Source organism: Dyella silvae (assembly GCF_026421305.1).
In the GTDB taxonomy this organism is placed as follows: Bacteria; Pseudomonadota; Gammaproteobacteria; order Xanthomonadales; family Rhodanobacteraceae; genus Dyella; species Dyella silvae.
Genome location: NZ_JAPJBQ010000004.1, coordinates 209,510 through 228,974, shown reverse-complemented (window position 1 = coordinate 228,974; position 19,465 = coordinate 209,510). Strand labels below are relative to the sequence as shown.

19 protein-coding genes are annotated in these 19,465 nt (G+C 63.4%); 14 read left to right on the top strand and 5 right to left on the bottom strand.

The features are described from left to right. Positions 1-3: 3 nt before the first annotated feature. Together OQE56_RS12165 and rph are read right to left on the bottom strand one after the other, a co-directional pair. A complete protein-coding gene (locus OQE56_RS12165) occupies positions 4-516 on the bottom strand; it encodes a GNAT family N-acetyltransferase (protein WP_267224620.1) in 513 nt (170 codons plus the stop codon). A gap of 8 nt (positions 517-524) precedes the next feature. Then, entirely contained in the window at positions 525-1,256 is a 732-nt protein-coding gene (gene rph / locus OQE56_RS12160) for a ribonuclease PH (protein WP_267224619.1), read from the bottom strand. 76 nt (positions 1,257-1,332) lie between these two features. On the opposite strand from rph, the gene OQE56_RS12155 reads away from it, so the two are divergent. The 7 genes from OQE56_RS12155 to OQE56_RS12125 all read left to right on the top strand — a co-directional run bounded on the left by OQE56_RS12155 (position 1,333) and on the right by OQE56_RS12125 (position 6,663). Then, complete coding sequence (locus tag OQE56_RS12155) at positions 1,333-2,193, top strand: YicC/YloC family endoribonuclease (RefSeq protein ID WP_267224618.1); 861 nt, start codon at positions 1,333-1,335, stop codon at positions 2,191-2,193. Beyond that, a complete protein-coding gene (gene gmk, locus OQE56_RS12150) occupies positions 2,190-2,831 on the top strand; it encodes a guanylate kinase (RefSeq protein WP_267224616.1) in 642 nt (213 codons plus the stop codon). The genes OQE56_RS12155 and gmk overlap by 4 nt, the downstream gene beginning before the upstream one ends. Before the next feature lie 270 nt (positions 2,832-3,101). Continuing rightward, positions 3,102-3,938: an ABC transporter ATP-binding protein gene (locus OQE56_RS12145; RefSeq protein ID WP_267224615.1), complete on the top strand. Its 837-nt coding sequence runs from the start codon at positions 3,102-3,104 to the stop codon at positions 3,936-3,938. Further along, positions 3,935-4,708 (top strand): lipid asymmetry maintenance ABC transporter permease subunit MlaE, encoded by a 774-nt coding sequence (gene mlaE / locus OQE56_RS12140; RefSeq protein WP_267224614.1) that lies wholly within the window; start codon positions 3,935-3,937, stop codon positions 4,706-4,708. The genes OQE56_RS12145 and mlaE overlap by 4 nt, the downstream gene beginning before the upstream one ends. Before the next feature lie 58 nt (positions 4,709-4,766). Then, the gene (gene mlaD / locus OQE56_RS12135) at positions 4,767-5,633 is read left to right on the top strand and encodes an outer membrane lipid asymmetry maintenance protein MlaD (RefSeq protein ID WP_267224613.1); all 867 of its coding nucleotides are present in this window, start codon (positions 4,767-4,769) and stop codon (positions 5,631-5,633) included. A gap of 53 nt (positions 5,634-5,686) precedes the next feature. Next, the gene (locus OQE56_RS12130; protein WP_267224612.1) at positions 5,687-6,358 is read left to right on the top strand and encodes an MlaC/ttg2D family ABC transporter substrate-binding protein; all 672 of its coding nucleotides are present in this window, start codon (positions 5,687-5,689) and stop codon (positions 6,356-6,358) included. After that, positions 6,358-6,663 (top strand): STAS domain-containing protein, encoded by a 306-nt coding sequence (locus OQE56_RS12125; protein ID WP_267224611.1) that lies wholly within the window; start codon positions 6,358-6,360, stop codon positions 6,661-6,663. The genes OQE56_RS12130 and OQE56_RS12125 overlap by 1 nt, the downstream gene beginning before the upstream one ends. Positions 6,664-6,734: 71 nt before the next feature. Here the strand turns inward: OQE56_RS12125 and OQE56_RS12120 are convergent, their stop codons facing one another. Continuing rightward, on the bottom strand, positions 6,735-7,580 hold the full coding sequence (locus OQE56_RS12120; protein WP_267224610.1) for an MlaA family lipoprotein: 846 nt from the start codon (positions 7,578-7,580) through the stop codon (positions 6,735-6,737). Positions 7,581-7,780: 200 nt separating this feature from the next. Between OQE56_RS12120 and rpoZ the strand changes: the two genes are divergently transcribed. From rpoZ to OQE56_RS12085, 7 genes are all read left to right on the top strand, one after another. Further along, a complete protein-coding gene (gene rpoZ / locus OQE56_RS12115; RefSeq protein ID WP_267224609.1) occupies positions 7,781-8,071 on the top strand; it encodes a DNA-directed RNA polymerase subunit omega in 291 nt (96 codons plus the stop codon). 133 nt (positions 8,072-8,204) lie between these two features. Beyond that, positions 8,205-10,370, top strand: coding sequence for a RelA/SpoT family protein (locus tag OQE56_RS12110; RefSeq protein WP_267224608.1), 2,166 nt, complete (start codon positions 8,205-8,207; stop codon positions 10,368-10,370). 132 nt (positions 10,371-10,502) lie between these two features. Further along, entirely contained in the window at positions 10,503-10,886 is a 384-nt protein-coding gene (locus tag OQE56_RS12105; RefSeq protein WP_267224607.1) for a RidA family protein, read from the top strand. A 31-nt stretch (positions 10,887-10,917) separates the two neighbouring features. Further along, the gene (recG, locus tag OQE56_RS12100) at positions 10,918-13,038 is read left to right on the top strand and encodes an ATP-dependent DNA helicase RecG (protein WP_425601621.1); all 2,121 of its coding nucleotides are present in this window, start codon (positions 10,918-10,920) and stop codon (positions 13,036-13,038) included. Between the two features lie 69 nt (positions 13,039-13,107). Next, the gene (locus tag OQE56_RS12095) at positions 13,108-14,034 is read left to right on the top strand and encodes a nucleoside hydrolase (RefSeq protein WP_267224605.1); all 927 of its coding nucleotides are present in this window, start codon (positions 13,108-13,110) and stop codon (positions 14,032-14,034) included. Positions 14,035-14,141: 107 nt separating this feature from the next. After that, positions 14,142-14,387, top strand: a complete 246-nt coding sequence (locus OQE56_RS12090) for a type B 50S ribosomal protein L31 (protein WP_038614848.1) — start codon at positions 14,142-14,144, stop codon at positions 14,385-14,387. A 255-nt stretch (positions 14,388-14,642) separates the two neighbouring features. Beyond that, positions 14,643-15,938 (top strand): citrate synthase, encoded by a 1,296-nt coding sequence (locus OQE56_RS12085; protein WP_267224603.1) that lies wholly within the window; start codon positions 14,643-14,645, stop codon positions 15,936-15,938. Positions 15,939-16,045: 107 nt separating this feature from the next. On the opposite strand, the gene OQE56_RS12080 is transcribed toward OQE56_RS12085, so the two are convergent. Continuing rightward, entirely contained in the window at positions 16,046-16,720 is a 675-nt protein-coding gene (locus tag OQE56_RS12080; RefSeq protein WP_267224602.1) for a hypothetical protein, read from the bottom strand. 85 nt (positions 16,721-16,805) lie between these two features. Then, positions 16,806-19,301 (bottom strand): penicillin-binding protein 1A, encoded by a 2,496-nt coding sequence (locus tag OQE56_RS12075; protein WP_267224601.1) that lies wholly within the window; start codon positions 19,299-19,301, stop codon positions 16,806-16,808. Between the last annotated feature and the right edge of the window lie 164 nt (positions 19,302-19,465).

Sequence of the window (19,465 nt, the reverse complement as noted above, 5' to 3'; positions counted from 1 at the left end):
CGGTCAATCCGTAAGAAGATCAAAAGCGGGGGCGTAATCGACGCGGCCGTGATAGCCCGCGAGTCCGCCGGGTTGCAGCGCCAATACCATGAAGGCATCGCCGCCGCCGTAAGTGTCGTGCAGATGGGCGCGGGAGGCGGGCGTAAAGCCGAAGCGCGCGTAATAGGCGGGGTCGCCAAGGACCACTACCGCGCGTACATGGCCTTCGCTGCGCAGGTTATCGAGGGACTGGCGAATCAGCGTGCTGCCGATCCCTTGCCCCTGCCACGCGGGCAGTACGCCTACCGGTGCCAGACCAAGCACGTGGCCATCGTCGCCGTGCTCAATGCGGCATGGCGAGTACATCACGTGTCCGACGACGTCGGTGCCGGTTTCCGCTAGCAGCTCAGAGCTGTTGTCGCCAGCCAGGTGCAGCCGGCGCACCAGTTCCGCTTCGTCGTTCCGCCCGAATGCCGCGCGGTGAACGGCGAGCAATGCTTGCAGTTCACCCGGACGCGCCCGGCGCGTGTGAATCATCGGCAAGATCAGGCCTGCTCGAGCGCTGCGCGCTGAGCGGCAACCAGTTCGCCGATGCCTTTTTCGGCCAATCCAAGCAAGGCGTCCATCTCGTCGCGGCGGAACGCATGGCCCTCGGCGGTGCCCTGTACTTCGATAAAGCCGCCACCGTCGTTCATCACCACGTTCATATCGGTGTCGCAGTTGGAGTCTTCGGCGTAGTCGAGATCCAGAACCGGGGTGCCTTGGTAGATGCCTACCGATACCGCCGCGACCGCTCCCACGATGGGGTTGCGGCGAAGGTTCTCGCGCTTCATCAGCAGATTCACGGCATCGACCAGGGCCACGTAGGCGCCGGTGATGGCGGCGGTGCGGGTGCCGCCGTCGGCCTGCAGCACGTCGCAGTCGAGTGTGATGACGCGTTCACCCAGGGCTTGGCGATCCACACAGGCGCGCAGGCTGCGGCCAATCAGGCGCTGGATTTCCATGGTGCGGCCGCCCTGGCCACCACGCGCCGCTTCGCGCTGCATGCGGGTGTTGGTGGCGCGGGGCAACATGCCGTACTCGGCCGTGACCCAGCCTTCACCCTTGCCGCGCAGCCACGGTGGCACGCGGTCCTCAATGCTGGCGGTGCAAAGCACGCGGGTGTCGCCGAAGCTGATCAGCACCGAACCCTCGGCATGGCGGGTGTAATGACGTTCGATGGTGACAGTGCGCAGCTGGTCGCTGGCGCGGCCACTGGGGCGGCTAGGAGAGCTCATAAGTCGCGGGCCATTGGGCAAGGCAGGGCCGGAGAGTTTACCATTGCGCCCTTTCCAGCGATTCGCAGGCTTTCACATGATCCGCAGCATGACGGCTTACGCCTCCGCCGAGACGACCGGCCCTGCCGGTACGCTCAGCTGCGAGCTGCGCACGGTCAATCATCGTTACCTGGAACTGAGCCCGCGCCTGCCGGACGAGCTGCGCGTGTTCGAGTCGGCGCTGCGCGAGCGCATTGCGGCACGCCTGTCGCGCGGCAAGGTGGATATCACGGTGCGCGTGCGGGGTGAGTCGCGCGGCGAATCATTGCAGGTGAATGCCGGCACGCTGGCTCGCCTGTCCGAACTGGCGCTGGATCTGGAAGCGCGCTTTCCGCGCATGAACATCGAGTTCACCGAACTGCTGCGTTTCCCCGGCGTACTGCAGCAGGCCGAGGTGGACCCTGAAGTACTGCAGGCTGCCCTGCTGGAAGTGCTGGAGCGCGCCCTGGACGCTCTCACCGCCACCCGCGAGCGGGAGGGCGCCAAGCTGGCCGAGTTGCTCAAGGATCGTCTCGACGCCATCGAGCGCATCGTGGCGGATGTGCGCAGCTTCATGCCGCAGATTCGTGAGGGCCTGCGTGCCCGTCTTGAATCACGGTTGGCGGATATCAAGCAGCCTGCCGATCCGGGCCGGCTGGAGCAGGAGCTCGTGCTGCAGATCACCCGCAGCGACGTGGACGAAGAACTGGATCGCCTCAGCACGCATATCGCCGAAACGCGCCGCGTGCTCGGCACCAAGGAGCCGATCGGCCGCCGCCTTGACTTCCTGATGCAGGAATTCAACCGCGAAGCCAATACGCTCGGTTCCAAAGCCGTCGATGCGCGTAGCACCAATGCGGCGGTTGAGCTGAAGGTGTTGATCGAGCAGATGCGCGAACAGGTGCAGAACATCGAATGAACACTCAAGCGTCCCAGTCTGCGGGCGGCGAATGCACCTTGTTTGTGGTGGCTGCGCCTTCGGGTGCTGGCAAGTCCACCCTGGTCAACGCGCTGCTTGAGCGCGAGCCGGCCATTTCACTGTCGATTTCGCACACCACGCGGCCGCCCCGTCCGGGCGAGCAGTACGGCCGGCACTACTACTTCGTTGAACGCGAAGAGTTCGAGCGTGAGATTGCCGAGGGCATCTTCCTTGAACATGCCGAAGTGCACGGCAATCTCTACGGTACGTCGCGCACTACGGTAAATACGTTGCTGAGCCAGGGGCGCGACGTGCTGCTGGAAATCGACTGGCAGGGCGCGCGTCAGATCCGCAAGACCAAGCCCGATTGCGTGAGCGTATTCATCCTGCCGCCGTCGCGGCCTGAGCTGGAGCGCCGCCTGCGTGGCCGTGGTTCGGACAGTCCTGAAGTGATCGCCCGCCGTCTGCATAACTCGCGCGAAGAGATTGCTCACGCGCATGAGTTCGACTACATCATCGTCAACGATAACTTTGATGTTGCCCTTGGCGATCTGCAGGCGATCGTGCACGCCGTGCGTCAGCGCACTGCGTTGCAATGGCAGCGGCATGAGGCATTGATCGCCGAACTGCTGGCCTGAAAAGCCCTGGCGATGTCGGTGGGAGCGCGCCCTGTGCGCGACCGCGGAGCATCGCAGTGTCTCTGGTTTCAGGACTTTGCGGGTGGTGGGCACCTCTAACCCCATCCTTTCGCAGGGCTCGTCGCGCACAGGGTGCGCTCCCACAAGAGCCCTGGTGCATCGCAAGGTATTGTTTCGTTAGCGCTTCCTGAGCGCCCGGGCGGCCGGTACATGGTCTTCACCCCCGTATTCAGCTAACGTGGCCGCTTTCCCAAGCCACAGCCTTAGCCCATGACCGACTCCGTTAGCGCCAAGCCCGACGACAGCGCCCTCGTGCGCGTCCGTGGCCTGACCACGGTGCTCAATGGCAAGAAGGTGTTCGACGCGCTGGATATGGATATTCCGCGCGGCAAGATCACCGCCATCATGGGTCCCAGCGGCACCGGCAAAACCACGCTGCTCAAGCACATCACAGGCCAGATGCGCGGCAGTGCGGGCGAAGTGTGGGTAGATGGCCAGAACGTGCCGAAGCTGTCGCGTGACAAGCTGTTCGAGCTGCGTGAGCGCATCGGTTATCTATTCCAGAACTCCGCGCTGCTCACCGACTTCGATGTGTTCGAAAACGTCGCCTTTCCGCTGCGTCAGCATACGCAGCTGCCGGAAGTGCTGATCCGCAACATCGTGCTCACCAAGCTGCAGGCGGTGGGTCTTCGCGGTGCAGCGGGGCTGATGCCGTCGGAGCTGTCGGGCGGTATGGCGCGTCGCGTGGCGTTGGCGCGCTCGATCGTGTTCGATCCGATGTTGATTCTTTACGACGAACCGTTCGTCGGTCTTGATCCCATCGCGCTAAACCAGGTGCTCAAACTGATCCGCACGCTCAATCAGACGCTGGGTATCACCAGTGTGCTGGTCGCGCATGAGCTGGAAGCGATCAAGCAGGTGGCAGATCACATCTATCTCATCGCCAACGGCAAGGTCGTGGCGCAGGGCGATCCGAAGACCATCGCTGACGACGGTTCGCCGTGGACTCGCCAGTTCTTCGGTGGCGAAGCCGATGGTCCGGTGCCGTTCCAGTATCCGGCCGGTGACCTTGGTGTGTCGCTCGGTTTTCCAGGGAGGGGCGCATGAGCGCGACCATGAGCCGTGACAACATCGTGCTGCGCTCGCTGACGCAGATTGGCGAGTGCGGCCTGTTCCTGTTGCGCATGCTGGCGGCGGTGCCGCGCAGCCTGCGTCATATCCGCGAGACGGTGCGGCAGCTCTGGTTCGTTGGCGCGATGAGCCTGATCATCATCATGGTCTGCGGCCTGTTCGTCGGCATGGTGCTGGGCCTGCAGTTGTACGACGTGCTGTCGATTTTCGGCGGTACGTCGGCTACCGGCACGGTGGTGGCCATCGCGATCTATCGCGAGCTGGGCCCGGTGGTGACGGCGTTGCTGTTTGCCGGCCGTGCGGGTACCTCAGTCACCGCTGAGATCGGCCTGATGCGGGCCACCGATCAGATCGCTGCGATGGAAATGATGGCGGTCGACCCGATCGCCTACGTGGCCGTTCCCCGTTTCCTGGCCGGCATCGTCGCGATGCCGCTGCTTTGCTGCGTGTTCTGCGCGCTGGGCATCTTCGGTGGCCACTTGGTGGGCGTGACCTGGCTGGGCATCGACAACGGCACCTTCTGGTCAAACATGACCGCCACCGTCGAGGTGGTGAAAGACGTGATCAACGGCGTGCTGTGGAAGAGCGTGGTATTCGGCACGGTGGTGTCGCTTATCGCGGTGTTCCAGGGCTACACCACGCCACCCACCAGCGAGGGCGTGGCCTATGCCACGACGCGCACGGTCGTCGCCTCGTCGATTGCCATTCTTGCGCTCGACTTCGTGCTCACCGCCTTCCTGATGTGAACACCTTTATGCGCGCTGCCCTGATCGTATTCCCCCACTTTTCACAGAGGATCGTGCCGTGAGCCAGAGACCATCCTATGCCGTCGGCACCGGCCTGTTCATCGTGCTCGGCTTTACCGCGCTTGGCTATCTCGCCACCCAGACGACCTCGGTGGCCAACACCAGCCGTGGCCCGAGCTACACCGTCGAGGCGCACTTCGCCAACATCGGTCAGCTCAAGGAGCGTGCGCCGGTAAAGGTGGCGGGCGTGCGCGTCGGTCAGGTGCAGTCGATCGTGCTGGACCCGGGCAAGGAGACGGCCGACGTCAAGCTGGCCATCGACAACCGCTATAGCCAGATTCCCGACGACTCGGTCGCCACCATCTTCACCAGCGGTCTGTTGGGTGACCAGTACGTGGGTATCCAGTACGGCAACTCCAAGAAAGCCGTAGCCGATGGCGGCACGCTGGCGCTCACTCGCCCGGCGCAGCAGCTGGAAGAAATGCTCGGCAAGTTCTTCGGGGCTGGCGGATCGGCGGACAACCTGTCCGGCAGCTACCAGGTCAAGGCGCGCTTCACCAATGTGGGCGCACTATCGGTGGGTGCACCGGTGAAGATGGCTGGCGTGGCCATTGGCAGCGTGCAGTCGGTCAAGGCCGACCCGGTCAAGCTGGACGCCGAGGTGGCGCTGTCCATCGACAAGAAGTACAGCCAGATCCCCGACGATTCGGCTGCCGCGGTGTTCACCAGTGGTTTGATCGGCACGCAGTACGTTGCCATCCAGCCTGGCGGCTCGCCGGACATGCTCAAGGATGGTGACGAGCTGGTGCTGACCCAGTCGGCGCTGCAGATCGAGGATCTCATCGGCAAGTTCCTGGTCAGCGGTTCGTCCAGCGACAAGAAGGATGCCAGTAGCAGCAAGGCTGATACTGGCAGCAAGCATTGATCTGGCGCGACGCGTACCGATATTCCCCCAAGATACCGTTCAGGAGTTTCCCCATGTTGCGCAGTCTGGCTCTCGCCACCGCTATCGCTTTCGGCAGCGTGGTTGCCGCGCCCGCTTTCGCCCAGAACACCGCTGCGCCCGCCAGCGCCCAGCAGTCGCCGGTGCAGGTGGTTCAGGCCATTTCCGATGAGCTTTCCAAGGCTATTGATGGTCACCAGCAGGAGCTGAAGAACAATCACGAAAAGCTGATCGGCGTGATCGACAGCGTGTTCCTGCCGCACTTCGATATCGACTATGCGTCGATCCTGGTGCTTGGCCAGCATGCTCGTGAAGCCACGCCGGAGCAGCGCGCTCGCTTTGCCAAGGCGTTCTACAACTCCATCACGCATCGCTATGCCGAGGGCCTGCTCGACTACACCCGTGGCCGCGTGAAGGTGCTGCCGTTCAACGGCGACCTCAACGACAAGCGCACCATCGTGCGCAGCCAGGTAACGCTCGATGACGGCAAGACCGTGGCCGTTGACTACGCTTTCCGCAAGGATCGCGACGGCAACTGGAAGGCCTATGACGTGATCATCGAGGGCATTTCCTACATCACCAACTATCGCAACCAGGTCGACTCCGAAATCCGCAAAGTGGGTATGGACCAGCTGATTACCAACCTGGAAACCCAGGGCGAGAAGGCGCTGGAGACGATGGAAAAGGGCACCAAGGCGACGCAGTAATGGCTTCCCCTGGCACCCCTCCGCAGGTGGATGACAGCACGCCCGGCAGCGTACGCGTTGCCGGCACCATGACGTTCGCCAATGCGGCGGTCGCGCTGGATGTCATCAATACTGCCGTGGCGCGCGATGGTCGCATGACACTGGATTTGTCCGGGGTCACGCACAGCGACAGCGCCGGCCTGGCCTGTGTGCTGGCCGTGCTGGCCCAGGCGGCTGAGCGCGGTCATCGGCTGAGCGTGCGCAACATGCCGGAGGGCATGCATCTGCTCGCCAGCGTGTGTGAGGTCGAAGAACTGATGTCCTGAGGCGCTGCTCTTGCAGTAGTCCATGAAAAAGGGGCCTTGCGGCCCCTTTTTCGTTGGCGCTGAGCGCTCGCTCAGTCCTTGTGTTCCGGCGGCGGATTTTGTGCCGGCGCTGGCTTTTTGTTCTCCCAGTTCTGCTGTTCTTCCAGCAGCTTGTCCGGATCGAAATTCTGGTCTTTCAGGCCCTGCATCTGCTCGATCACGTCGGTCGGCGGATTGCCTTCGTAGATCATGTAGATGCGCTGCTGGCGATAAGCGTCGCGAATGAAGGCATACGGATCGAAGGCCGAATTCAGGAAGCTCTCCGCGTCGACCGCGCTGGAGCGCAGCGTCACCAGATACAGCACTTGCGGCAGGTATTCCTGGCCGTACTCGTAGTGGTTGTTGCGCGCGAAATAGCTCATCGGATCGAAGAAGTAACCGTCCACCGGGAGGCGCCACACGTCGCGGCCCGTGGTCGGGCCCATGAACGGCAGCACCAGATAGGGGCCATCCGGCACGCCCCATTGCGCCAGGGTGACGCCGAAATCGGTTTCGTTCAGCGGAATGCCAAGTTGGGTGGCCGGATCGAAGAAGCCACCGATGCCCAGCGTCAGGTTGACCAGGAAGCGGCCACTACCCACCACCGCGTCTTTGGGCCGCGCCTGCAGCAGATCGTTGGCCACTGAGATCGGCATGCGGATGTTGGTGAAGAAGTCGCTCACCCCGCGACGGATGCCCGGGGTGGTCACTTTGCGGTAACCCACCGCCACCGGGCGAATCACGGCCTTATCCAGCGAGTCGTTGAAGGCATAAACCTTGCGGTTCATCTTCTCGTACGGATCGTCGGTACGAGGCTTAGCGATCGTGCAGCCAGTCAGCAGCGCCAGCGCCACCAGCGGCAGGCTGCGCAAAAGTAGGGAGCGAAGGGCGGACGGCATAGCTGGCGACAGTCCTGGGGCTAAGGATAAGTAGAATATTGTACTTGTTGGTTTTTTATTGTGTACAGGGCCATCTAGTGTCCGGGCACCAGACTGCAGGCCACATGAACCGGGCATCATACGTCTTGCTGCATTGCCAGCAAAGCGGCCGATGGCTACACTGACAGGTGATAAGTCGCTTTATTCTTTAAGGATTTCAGATGGCCCGCATTACCGTCGAAGACTGCCTGCAGGTGGTCGACAACCGCTTCGAACTGGTGCTGATGGCGACCAAGCGCGCCCGCCAGCTCGCCAAGGGTGCCGAGCCGGCAGTCCATCCCGATCACGACAAGCCGACCGTGCTTGCCCTGCGCGAAATCGCCGACCGCCGCATCGATCAGGCTACCATCGATGAGATCGAGAAGGCTGAGCGCGAGCGCGCCGAGCGCGAGGCGCTGGAGTGGGCCGCGGCCGAAGTCGATGACGACCTTTCCAAGGGCGGTGACGACTGATGGAAGGTGGCGGCTGTAGCCAGCAGATCAGCGGCGCCGGCTCGTCCGGCGTTTTGCGCTGCAGGCGTCACGCCGCTTCCCTCGCTTCCCTTAAACGACGCGAGGCGGTCGCCTGAGCGGGGACCGAACATTCATGCCGGCAGTCACGGAGTCCTCTTCCACGGATACGTCGACGCTGCCACCGTACGTGCTGGCCCTGAAAGAGCGCGTCGCCTACCTGCCGGAGTCGCAGGTTGCCCGCGTAATCCGTGCCTACGAAGTGGGCGCCGTGGCGCACGAGGGTCAGGCCCGCAAGAGCGGTGAGCCCTACATCACGCATCCCGTGGCCGTGGCCGGCATTCTGGCTGAGCTGGGCCTGGACGCCGAGACCATCATCGCGGCGATCCTGCATGACACCCTGGAAGACACCGCGCTGAGCCGTACCGAGCTCGCGGGCGAGTTTGGCGAAACGGTCGCCGAACTGGTCGATGGCGTCACCAAGCTGGACAAGATGCAGTTTTCCAGTCGTCAGGAGGCGGATGCGGAAAGCTTCCGCAAGATGCTTCTGGCCATGGCGCGCGACCTGCGCGTCATCCTGATCAAGCTGGCCGATCGCCTGCACAACATGCGCACGCTGGGCGCCAAAGACGCGCCATCGCGCCGCCGCATTGCGCGCGAAACGCTGGAAATTTACGCGCCGATCGCGCAGCGCCTGGGCATGAACAAGTTCAAGGCGGAGCTGCAGGACCTGGGCTTCCGGGCGCTTCATCCCGATCGTTATCGCGTGATCAGCGAGCGCATTCGCGCTGCGCTGGGCAACCGTCGCGAGGCGATGGGCAAGATCGAGGCCGCGCTGTCCACACGTCTGACCGCGGAGCACCTCACCGCGAAGGTCGTGGGTCGCATCAAGTCTCCGTGGAGCATCTATTCCAAGATGCACAACGAGCACAAGAGCTTCGCCCAGTTGATGGACGTATACGGCTTCCGCGTCGTGGTCGATTCGGCAATGAGCTGCTACATGGCGCTCGGCGCGGTCCACGGGCTGTACAAGCCGGTGGATCGCCGCTTCAAGGATTTCATCGCGATTCCCAAGGCCAACGGCTATCAGTCGCTGCACACGGTGCTGCTTGGGCCGTTTGGCGCGCCGATCGAAGTACAGATCCGCACGGCGGAAATGGATTCGGTCGCCGAGCGCGGCGTGGCCGCGCATTGGGCGTACAAAACCGACTCCGGCCCGGCCAACAGTGCGCAGGCACGCGCGCGCGAATGGCTTTCTTCGTTGGCCGACAGTCAGGCGAACACCGCGTCGTCGTCGGAATTCATCGAAAACGTCAAGATCGACCTGTTCCCGGACGAGGTCTATCTGTTCACGCCGCGCGGCGACATTCTTGCGTTGCCGCGCAATGCCACGGCACTCGACTTCGCCTATGCCGTGCATACCGACGTGGGTGATCACGCCGTGGCCGCTCGCGTGGACAAGAAACTGCTGCCTCTGCGCACGCGGCTGGAGTCGGGTCAGCTGGTGGAAATCATCACCGCGCCGTCAGCAGTGCCTAATCCGGCATGGCTGGAGTCGGTGGTGACCGGCAAGGCACGCACGGCCATTCGCCAGTACCTGAAACATCTGCAGCACGAAGATGCGGTGGACTTCGGTCATCGCATGCTTGACCGTGCGCTCGACGTGCTGGGTACCAGCCTGGATGCGATTCCGCCGGCGGTGCTCGATCGCTTCCTCGAGACCTCCAAACTCAAGCGCCTCGAAGAGCTGCTTTCGGATATCGCGTTGGGCAATCGCATGCCGCATCTGGTGGCGAGCCAGCTGGTGGCGGCACGCGGTAAGAAATCCACGGATGTGCAGCCATTGCCGCATGCCGCGGAGAAAATTCGCATCACCGGCGCCGAGCGGGGCGTGCTCAGCTTCGGCAATTGCTGTCACCCGCTGCCGGGCGACGAGATCATCGGTTATCTCTCGTCGGGCAAGGGCATTGTCGTGCATCGCGTGGAATGCCCCAACGTGGTGGAGCTGCGCAAATCGCCAGAGCGCTGCGTGGCGATCGAGTGGGACCACGATGTGCAAGGCGACTACCGCGCCGAACTGCGTATCGAGGTCATCAACCGCCCGGGCGTGCTTGCCACCGTGGCGGCCGCGATTGCAGCCGCCAATTCGAATATCGAAAACGTGGAATACGTCGAGCGCGACGCCGCCGCCGCGACGCTTCTGTTTGCGTTGGAAGTGAAGAATCGCAAGCATCTGGCCGACGTCATCCGCCGCGTGCGCCGCACCGGCGTGGTCAGTGGCGCCTATCGCTATCCGCTTTAGGGCAGGGGATAGTGGAGAGGATTGAGAAGTGAGAGCAGGCAAAGGCCTTCACCGCTCACCTCTTGCTTCTCACTCCTCTTCACTCGCGTCTCGTTTTAGACTGGCAAGCCTGAGCAACCACGAGGCTTTCCCATGACACGCCAGATCATTGCCACCGACAAGGCTCCTTCGGCCATTGGCCCGTACTCGCAGGCTGTGCGCGCCGGCAATACGGTGTATTTCTCCGGTCAGATTCCGCTTTGCCCTGCGACCGGCAACATGGTGGAAGGCAGCATCGCTGCACAGACCCGGCAGGTCTTCGAAAACCTCAAGGCCGTGGCCGAAGCGGCCGGTGGGTCGCTGGACAAGATCGTCCGTGTAGGTATCTACGTCACCAATCTCGGTCACTTCGCTACGGTGAATGAAGTGATGGCTGATTACTTCAAGGCACCCTATCCGGCGCGTTCCACCATCCAGGTGTCTGCGCTGCCCAAGGTGGCCGACGTGGAAGTCGACGCCATCATGGTCCTCGACTGACGCTTAGGATCCTGGCTCTCAGGATTGGCTGATGGCACAGAGTCATGCCAGCGTCATGGCTGCCGCTTTGACCGACCCCGGCGCCACGCCGGTGTCGGTGCTGCCGGGTGTCGGTCCGGCGCTCGCCGAATCGCTGGCCAGGCTGGGTCTCGAGCGCGTACAGGATCTGTGGTTTCACCTGCCGCTGCGCTACGAAGACAAGACCCGTATCACCGCCATCGCCGATCTGCGGCCAGGTGATCGGGTGCAGGTGGAAGGTGTCATTGATGCGGTCGAGCGCGGTTTTCGTTATCGCCCGCAACTGAAAGTGGCGATTAGCGACGAGTCGCAGCAGACGCTGCTGCTGCGTTTTTTCCATTTCAACCGCAGCCAGTCCGAGCAACTGCGGCCCGGTACGCGCCTGCTTTGCTACGGCGAGGTACGTCAGGGCGGGCATGGGCTGGAGATGGTGCATCCCCAGTACCGCAGGTTGAGTGGCGACGAGCCCGTTGCGGTGGATGAGCTGCTCACGCCGGTGTATCCGACCACGGAAGGCCTGGGTCAGAAGCGGCTTGCCGGGGTGATTGCGAAAGCGCTGGCTTTGCTCCCGCCTGAGGCGCAGCTGGAGCTGATTCCGCCGGCGTTGTGCAAGGAGCACGGCCTGACCTCGCTGCGCGATGCTTTGTTGTACGTGCACCGGCCGCCGCCCGACGCGCATCTGGGGCAACTCACGGCCGGGCGTCATCCGGCGCAGCAACGCCTCGCGTTCGAAGAGTTGCTGACCCAGCACCTGAGTCTCAAGCGCATGCGGGCTGCCGTGCGCCGCCGTCACGCGCCCAGCCTGCGCGGTACTGGCGAGCTGCGGAAGCGGCTGTTGGCGAGTCTGCCCTTTGGTCTCACGGGGGCCCAGCAGCGCGTTACCGCGGAAATTGCCGGCGATATAGCGCAGTCGCAGCCGATGCTTCGGTTGGTGCAGGGTGACGTGGGCAGCGGCAAGACCATTGTGGCGGCGCTGGCCGCGTTGGCTGCGGTGGAATCTGGGCATCAGGTTGCGCTGATGGCGCCCACCGAGTTGCTCGCGGAGCAGCATCTTCATCATTTCCGTCACTGGCTCACGCCATTAGGCCTTGAAGTAGCCTGGCTGGCGGGCAAAGTCACAGGCAAGGCGCGACAACAGGCATTGCAACGCGTCGCTGCGGGGGCGCATGTCGTGATCGGTACGCACGCGCTGATGCAGGAAGGCGTCGCGTTTGCACAGTTGGGGTTGGTGATCGTCGATGAGCAGCACCGCTTTGGTGTGCAGCAGCGTCTGGCGTTGCGCGACAAGGGCGCGGACCACGAGTCCGGGCTTGTGCCGCATCAGCTGGTCCTTACTGCCACGCCCATCCCGCGCACGCTGGCGATGAGTGCTTATGCGGATCTCGATGTGTCAGCGATCGACGAGCTCCCGCCCGGGCGTACGCCGGTGCAGACCATCGCAATATCTAATGCGCGCCGTTTCGACGTCATCGAGCGCATCCATGCCGCCTGTCTGGAGGGGCGGCAGGTGTATTGGGTCTGCACGCTGATCGAGGAATCGGAGCAGCTGCGCGCGCAGGCGGCGGAGGTGGCGCATGCGGAGTTGTCCGCGGCGCTGGCCGATTGCCGGATCGGCCTTATCCACGGGCGCATGAAGCCCAGGGAAAAGCAGGTCGTCATGGACGCATTCAAGGCTGGCGAGCTGTCAGTGCTCGTGGCCACCACCGTGATCGAGGTGGGCGTCGACGTGCCGAATGCGAGTCTGATGGTGATCGAGAACAGTGAGCGCCTGGGTCTCGCTCAGCTGCACCAGTTGCGCGGGCGCGTGGGGCGCGGCGCCATCGCCTCGAACTGCGTGCTGTTGTATCAGCCGCCACTGGGGCAGCTGGCACGTGAACGTTTGCAGGTGATGCGCGAGACCAATGATGGTTTCCGCATTGCCGAAAAGGATCTGGAACTGCGCGGTCCTGGCGAGGTGTTGGGAACGCGCCAGACGGGGCAGTTGAGTTTTCGTATTGCCGATCTCGCGCGGGATGCGCACCTGCTGCCGGCCGTGCAGGAGGTGGGAGCTCACCTGATGGCTCACCATCCGCAGCAGACCGAGCAACTTGTCGCGCGCTGGATCGGTGGGGCGGACCGCTACGCCCACGCCTGAGGGCGGTGGGGTTTGCCTGCACGTCGCAAGCTTCTAAGCTTGACTGTTCGAACCCGACGACGACGCACTATGAGCAAACCGCTACTGCTGATCGATACCGACCCGGGCGTGGATGACGCGCTCGCCATCCTGATGGCGCACGAGCATGCCCGTGTCAGCGCGTTGACGATTGCAGCGGGCAATGTGGGCCTCGCGCATACCGTGCGTAATGCGCGAACGCTGGTGGATCTGCTGGGCGCGGACACGCTGGTCTATCCCGGATGCCAGACGCCACTGGTCCGCATGCCTGAAGAGGATGCGGTGCACGTACACGGCACGGATGGCCTGGGTGATGTCGGCTTTTCCGAGCCCAAGGCGGTTGTTGCCGATGAGCATGCGGCGCAGGCGATTCTTCGCATCACTCGCGAACAGCCGGACCTTACGCTGGTGGCCTTGGGGCCGCTCACTAATCTGGCACTGGCGGTGCGTCTGGACCCCACCTTGCCGCAGCGCGTGAAGCGGCTGGTGATCATGGGTGGCGCCGTCACGGGGCTGGGTAACACAGGCAAGATTCCCGCCGAATTCAACATTGGTTTTGATCCGGAAGCGGCGCATGTCGTGTTCGAAGCGTTTCCGATGTTCGATCTGGTCGATTGGGAAGTCGTGTTGCGGCATGCCTTCAACGATGGCGAGTTCAATGCCTGGCTCGCGGCAGGCGATCAGCGTGCTACGTTTTTTGAAAAGGTGTTCGGCACCGCGCGTGCGTTCAACGCAAAGCGCGGCCGCCGCGGCGTGATCGCCGCTGATGCATTGGCGATGGCGGTGGCGATCGATCCGTCAATGGTGACTCGCGTCGAGGAACGTCACGTGGCGGTGGAATTGGACGGTCGCCTGACCCGTGGCGCTACCGTCGTGGATTGGACCGCGCGGCTTGGCCAGCCGGCCAACGCGCGTATCGTGATGGCGGTGGATCAGGACCGTTTTGGCGCCATGGTGCGGGCCGCTCTGGGGGCCTGAACCGGCCCCGGAGGCGCCTTGCGCGGCCCAAGTGACTGACGGACTTGCCAATGGTTGGGGTTGGTGGTTAAAATGCCGCTCTTTTCACCCACCGCTTTGAGTCAGTCATGAAGCCCGATACCCATCCGAATTATCGCCCGGTGGTGTTCCAGGACCTGTCGTCCGACTTCGCGTTCCTGACGCGTTCGACGATCGCCACCAAGGAAACCGTCAAGTGGGAAGACGGCAACGAGTACCCGCTGATCAAGGTGGATATCTCGAGCCACTCCCATCCGTTCTACACCGGCAAGCAGAAGACGCTGGACACCGGCGGCCGCGTCGACAAGTTCCGTCGTCGCTACGCGCAGAAGTAATCGCGCGGACTAGCTTGCTGTAACGCTGCGGCCACGCAGCGTTTGCATGCATATCACACGGGGCGAGCATGGCTCGCCCCGTGCTTTTTTGCGTCTGCCATCCGACCATCCGCTAGGGCATGTTGGCGGGTCAATATGCGATAATGAGCGGCGAGGTGTCGCAGCCTTCCCCATTTGCGACATCAACCCTACCTCGTCGGCCATCGACCCAAGGGGCGGTACGCCGGCGACGACATTTCGTGAAGGAGGTTTTTCGTGTCCGATTCCAAGATCGTCAAGTTGGTGGATGAGTCGACCAACCGCAGCAGTGAACTGCCCCTGCTCAGCGGCACCCTGGGTCCCGCATGCATCGACATCGGAACGCTGTACAAGGACACGGGCCATTTCACCTACGACCCGGGTTACGGCAGCACCGCCAGCACCAAGAGCGCCATCACCTATATCGACGGCGACGAAGGCGTTCTGCTGTACCGCGGCTACCCGATCGAACAGCTGGCCGAAAAATCGTCCTTCCTTGAGACCTCGTACCTGCTGCTCAACGGTGAGTTGCCGACCAAGGACCAGTTCTCCAAGTTCGAGCACGACATCACGCATCACACGATGATGCACGAGTCCCTGAAGGACTTCTTCAAGGGCTTCCACCACGATGCGCACCCGATGGCCATGCTGGCCGCCTCGGTGGCTTCTCTGTCGGCGTTCTACCACGACGACATCGACGTCGATAACGCCGAGGACCGCAAGCTGGCTGCGATCCGCCTGATCGCCAAGATGCCGACCATCGCCGCCGCCTGCTACCGCTATTCGATCGGCTGGCCGTTCCGCTACCCGCGCAACAACCTCGAGTACGTCGACCGCTTCCTGCACATGATGTTCGAAGTGCCGAGCGAGCCGCTCGAGATGAGCCCGGTCGCCGCCAAGGCGCTGGATCTGCTGTTCATCCTGCACGCCGACCATGAACAGAACGCCTCCACCTCGACCGTGCGTCTGGTCGGTTCGACCGGTGCCAACCCGTACGCCTCCATCGCTGCCGGTATCACCGCGCTTTGGGGCCCGGCACACGGTGGTGCCAACGAAGCCGTGCTGAAGATGCTGGAAGAGATCGGCTCGGCCGACAAGGTCGAGACTGCCGTCAAGCGCGCGAAGGACAAGAACGACAACTTCCGCCTGATGGGCTTCGGCCATCGCGTGTACAAGAACTTTGACCCGCGCGCCAAGATCATTCGCGAGATGACCCACAAGGTCCTCAACGAGCTGGGCATCAATGACCCGCTGCTCGACGTGGCGATGAAGCTGGAAGAGGCCGCGTTGAAGGACGACTACTTCGTCGAGCGCAAGCTGTACCCGAACGTCGATTTCTACTCCGGCATCATCTACAAGGCGCTGGGCATCCCGACCGAAATGTTCACGGTGATGTTCGCCATCGCCCGCACCTCGGGCTGGATCTCGCATTGGATCGAGCAGCACGAAACCCCGGGTGCACGCATCGGTCGTCCGCGCCAGATTTACACCGGTGCCGACGTGCGCAACTACGTGTCGGCCGATAAGCGCTGATCGGTTTGGTTGCCGCGTAAGAAAAAAGCCCCGGTTTTGCCGGGGCTTTTTTTATGGGTGTTTCCGTGCGGTCGGGTCGCGCACGCGCGCGCTCCGGCCGGTGAGTGTCAGCGCAGCGCTGAAGACAGCATGCGTTCGAACTCGTCGTCGTTGTCGGCGGTGGCGAGCAGTTCCTCGACGGCGGTGAGCGAGGCTCGCCGCATGGGTTTCTCGTCGATGCGATCCAGCGGGGGCTGTCTGAGCGAATCGCGCGGCAGCACGGTGATGTCGAAGGGCAGGCCGTCCGCCGCGAACAGCAGCACGGGGTATTCCTGCTGCTCGTCCCGCGTGATTCGCAGCCGGCGGGTTTGCTGAGTGAGCGGGATGCCGCGTTCCTCCAGGAACAGTACGACGCTTTCCGGGGTATCGCTGAACACGTGCAGGCACACGGCAGAGTGGGTGTCAGCGGTGCCTTCGAGTACCGCGCCGACCAGGCGAGGGTCGAAGCGTTCGAGGAAGCGCATCGCTTCGACGGCGGCCTCACGGCGTTGCTGCAGCAGTTGAGGTTGGGAGTCGGCGTGGAAGATGCGCTGGTGTTCCCTCAGCGCATCTTCGATTTCGTTGTTGCGAGGTAGTGCCTGCGCTTCGAGGATGCCGAGCCGCTCGGCAGCTTTGACTTTGGCGTGATGGAAATCGCGGATGCCGTGTTCGCTCATTAATCGCGCCGCCTCCTGGGCGACGCGCAGACGGTTGCGCTGTAGGCGGTCCTGCGCGTGGATACGATGGTGCTGACCTCGTGCCATGCCTCATTCCTCCGGCAATCTGGCGCTCGCATGCGCGAGCGCGGGCGGCAGTGCGGTATGGGGATCGAACCGGCGCTGCCGACGATTAAAAGATGTCGTAGGCGTGCTGCTGATCCTGGTCCTCCTGTTCTTGATTGGCCTGCTGCTTCATGCGGTCCACATCTTCGACTTTCATTATTTCGGACTTGCCATTGATCTGCACCGTCGAAATACCGGGCGGCATCGGCAGAGTACTCGACGGCTGGTCCTTCAGGGCGGCGCCCATGTACGACATCCAGATCGGCAGGGCGGCCTTGGCGCCAAATTCGCCCTTGCCGAGCGAGCCGAAGTCGTCGAAGCCAACCCAGACGGTTGTTACGAGGGTGCCGTTGAAGCCGGAGAACCAGGCGTCGCGGTGATCATTGGTGGAACCGGTCTTGCCGGCCAGGTCGTCGCGGCCAAGGGCCATGGCTGCCGCGCCGGTACCGCGCTTGACCACGTCCTGCATCATGGAGGTGATGAGGAAGTCGTTGCGCACGTCGATGACCTGCGGGGCGAGCGCGGGTGGGTGAGCGCCGTCGCCATGGGCGTCCGCAGGGAGCACGGCGTCGCCCACACCGGCAACGCTTCCCGGGGTGGCCGGGCTGCCGGCGGAGCCGGCGGTGGCGACGATGTTGGCAGGCGCCGCCGCGGTGCCGGCCGGTGGCGGGCCGGGCGGGCGCGTGTCAAGCAGGCGTTCCGCGCAGGTGCGGCAGGCGCGGGCGGGGTTGGCGAGGTATATCGGCTTGCCGTCGCGATCATCGATCTCGCCGATGAAGTAAGGCGTCACCAGGTAGCCGCCGTTAGCGAATACGGCGTAACCGCGGGCCATGCTCATCGGGGACACGGAGGCGGTGCCCAGGGCCATCGAGAGGTTGCTGGGCAACGAATCGAGGCTGAAGCCGAAGCGGGTCACGTAGTCGCGGGCATACCGCACGCCGATGGCATCCAGCAGGCGCACCGACACCAGGTTCTTGGATTGCACCAGCGCTTCGCGCAGGGGGATCGGTCCGTCGAACTTGTCGTCGTCGTTGGACGGGGTCCACAAGCCGCCCGGCCGTGACGGGTCGGGCAGGGCCAGCGGCGCATCGTTGACGATAGAGGCCGGCGTGAAGCCCCGTTCAAAGGCGGCCGAGTAGATGAAGGGCTTGAAGCTCGAGCCAGGCTGGCGGGCCGCCATCACTGCGCGGTTGAACTTGCTGCGCAGGAAGTTGAAGCCACCCACCAGGGCTTGCAGCGAGCCATCCTCCGGATTGATGGAGGTCAGGGCGGCCTGAGCCCCCGGGATCTGAGTCAGCTGCCACTGGCCCTTTTCATCGCGCGATACGCGCACGATATCGCCGCGCTTGAGCACGCTGGAGACGTTTTTGGGGGTGGCGCCGACGCGCGTGTCGTCAATGCGGGGGCGTGCCCAGATCATGGCTTCGAGGCCGAGCTTCACCGGCTCGCGGCTGGCGAGATAGATGTTGGCCTCGTTGCCCGACACCTCGGTCACGATGCCTGGCTGCATGCCCGAGATATCGGTGTAACCCGCCAGGGCGCGGTCGAGATCCTCGTTGCCGGCATCGGGGGCCAGTTCCTGATGGGCCTCGGGGCCGCGCCAGCCGTGGCGGCGGTCGTACTCGATCAGGCCGGACCGGACGGCGTCCACGGCGGCCTGCTGGCGGCCGCTCTGAATGGTGGTCTTCACCACATAGCCTTCCGTCAGAGCGTCGTTGCCGAGGCGGTCCAGCACCTGCAGGCGCACCATTTCGGCCAGATAGGGGGCGTCGACTTCGATCGGCGGCTCGTGCGGCGAGGCGTTGTTGGCCTCGGCGATGGCCTGTTCATACTCGGCCTTGCTGATGTAGTGGTTCTCCAGCATCTGGCCCAGGACCCAATTGCGGCGGGCGATCATGCGCCTGGGGTTGTTCAGCGGGTTGACCACCGATGGCAGCTGGAAAGTGGAGGCCAGGGTGGCGCATTCGGCCACGCTCAGCTGGTCCAGCGTCTTGCCGTAGTAATAAGAGGCGGCGGCGGCCACACCGTAGGACCGGTGCCCCAGGAACATCTTGTTGAGGTAGAGCTCGAGAATCTGGTCCTTGGTCAGCTCGCTCTCCATGCGCAGGGCGATGAAGATCTCGGTCACCTTGCGGGAATACAGCTTCTCAGGGCTCAGAAAGAAGTTGCGGGCTACCTGCTGGGTGATGGTGGAACCACCCGGACCCTTGTCACCGCCGGACACCACGACGTGCCAGCCGGCGCGGGCGATGCCATGCCAGTCCACACCCGGGTGCTGGTAGAAGCCGGCGTCTTCGGCGGCCAGCACGGCGTGCTTGAGGCGGTCGGGAACCTGGCTGATGGCCACGGGGATGCGGCGCGTCTCGCCGAAGCTGGCAATCAGCTTGCCATCGGCCGAGAGCACCCTGAGGGGCACCTGCATGTGGTAGTCCTTGAGGACCGCCACAGAGGGAAGGCGAGGGGAAACAAGCCAGTAGGCCACGCCGATTGCCGCGAAACCCAGCAGCAAACCGGTAAAAGCCAGGATCAGGATCCAGCGCAGGAACCGCGTGAGAATTTGCATGATTTGGGTGGTTGCGAGACGTAAGTCAAAACAAGACAGAGTATAGATGTTGCAGTATCCACGGCATGAATCGAGCAGGTCACAGCAAGAAGCAGGCCACCGGCCCATTCGCCCAACCTGTGGATGCCGTCACGCGAATGAGTCGAGAAAAAGCTCGTAGGCCG

Coding starts and splice junctions, on each gene's coding strand:
- OQE56_RS12110 (WP_267224608.1), top strand. CDS start 8,205: ATGCCGGCAGTCACGGAGTCCTCTTCCACGGATACGTCGACGCTGCCA.
- gmk (WP_267224616.1), top strand. CDS start 2,190: ATGAACACTCAAGCGTCCCAGTCTGCGGGCGGCGAATGCACCTTGTTT.
- mlaE (WP_267224614.1), top strand. CDS start 3,935: ATGAGCGCGACCATGAGCCGTGACAACATCGTGCTGCGCTCGCTGACG.
- recG (WP_425601621.1), top strand. CDS start 10,918: ATGGCACAGAGTCATGCCAGCGTCATGGCTGCCGCTTTGACCGACCCC.
- OQE56_RS12125 (WP_267224611.1), top strand. CDS start 6,358: ATGGCTTCCCCTGGCACCCCTCCGCAGGTGGATGACAGCACGCCCGGC.
- OQE56_RS12075 (WP_267224601.1), bottom strand. CDS start 19,301: ATGCAAATTCTCACGCGGTTCCTGCGCTGGATCCTGATCCTGGCTTTT.
- OQE56_RS12105 (WP_267224607.1), top strand. CDS start 10,503: ATGACACGCCAGATCATTGCCACCGACAAGGCTCCTTCGGCCATTGGC.
- OQE56_RS12145 (WP_267224615.1), top strand. CDS start 3,102: ATGACCGACTCCGTTAGCGCCAAGCCCGACGACAGCGCCCTCGTGCGC.
- OQE56_RS12095 (WP_267224605.1), top strand. CDS start 13,108: ATGAGCAAACCGCTACTGCTGATCGATACCGACCCGGGCGTGGATGAC.
- OQE56_RS12155 (WP_267224618.1), top strand. CDS start 1,333: ATGATCCGCAGCATGACGGCTTACGCCTCCGCCGAGACGACCGGCCCT.
- OQE56_RS12130 (WP_267224612.1), top strand. CDS start 5,687: ATGTTGCGCAGTCTGGCTCTCGCCACCGCTATCGCTTTCGGCAGCGTG.
- OQE56_RS12165 (WP_267224620.1), bottom strand. CDS start 516: ATGATTCACACGCGCCGGGCGCGTCCGGGTGAACTGCAAGCATTGCTC.
- rpoZ (WP_267224609.1), top strand. CDS start 7,781: ATGGCCCGCATTACCGTCGAAGACTGCCTGCAGGTGGTCGACAACCGC.
- OQE56_RS12090 (WP_038614848.1), top strand. CDS start 14,142: ATGAAGCCCGATACCCATCCGAATTATCGCCCGGTGGTGTTCCAGGAC.
- OQE56_RS12120 (WP_267224610.1), bottom strand. CDS start 7,580: ATGCCGTCCGCCCTTCGCTCCCTACTTTTGCGCAGCCTGCCGCTGGTG.
- rph (WP_267224619.1), bottom strand. CDS start 1,256: ATGAGCTCTCCTAGCCGCCCCAGTGGCCGCGCCAGCGACCAGCTGCGC.
- OQE56_RS12080 (WP_267224602.1), bottom strand. CDS start 16,720: ATGGCACGAGGTCAGCACCATCGTATCCACGCGCAGGACCGCCTACAG.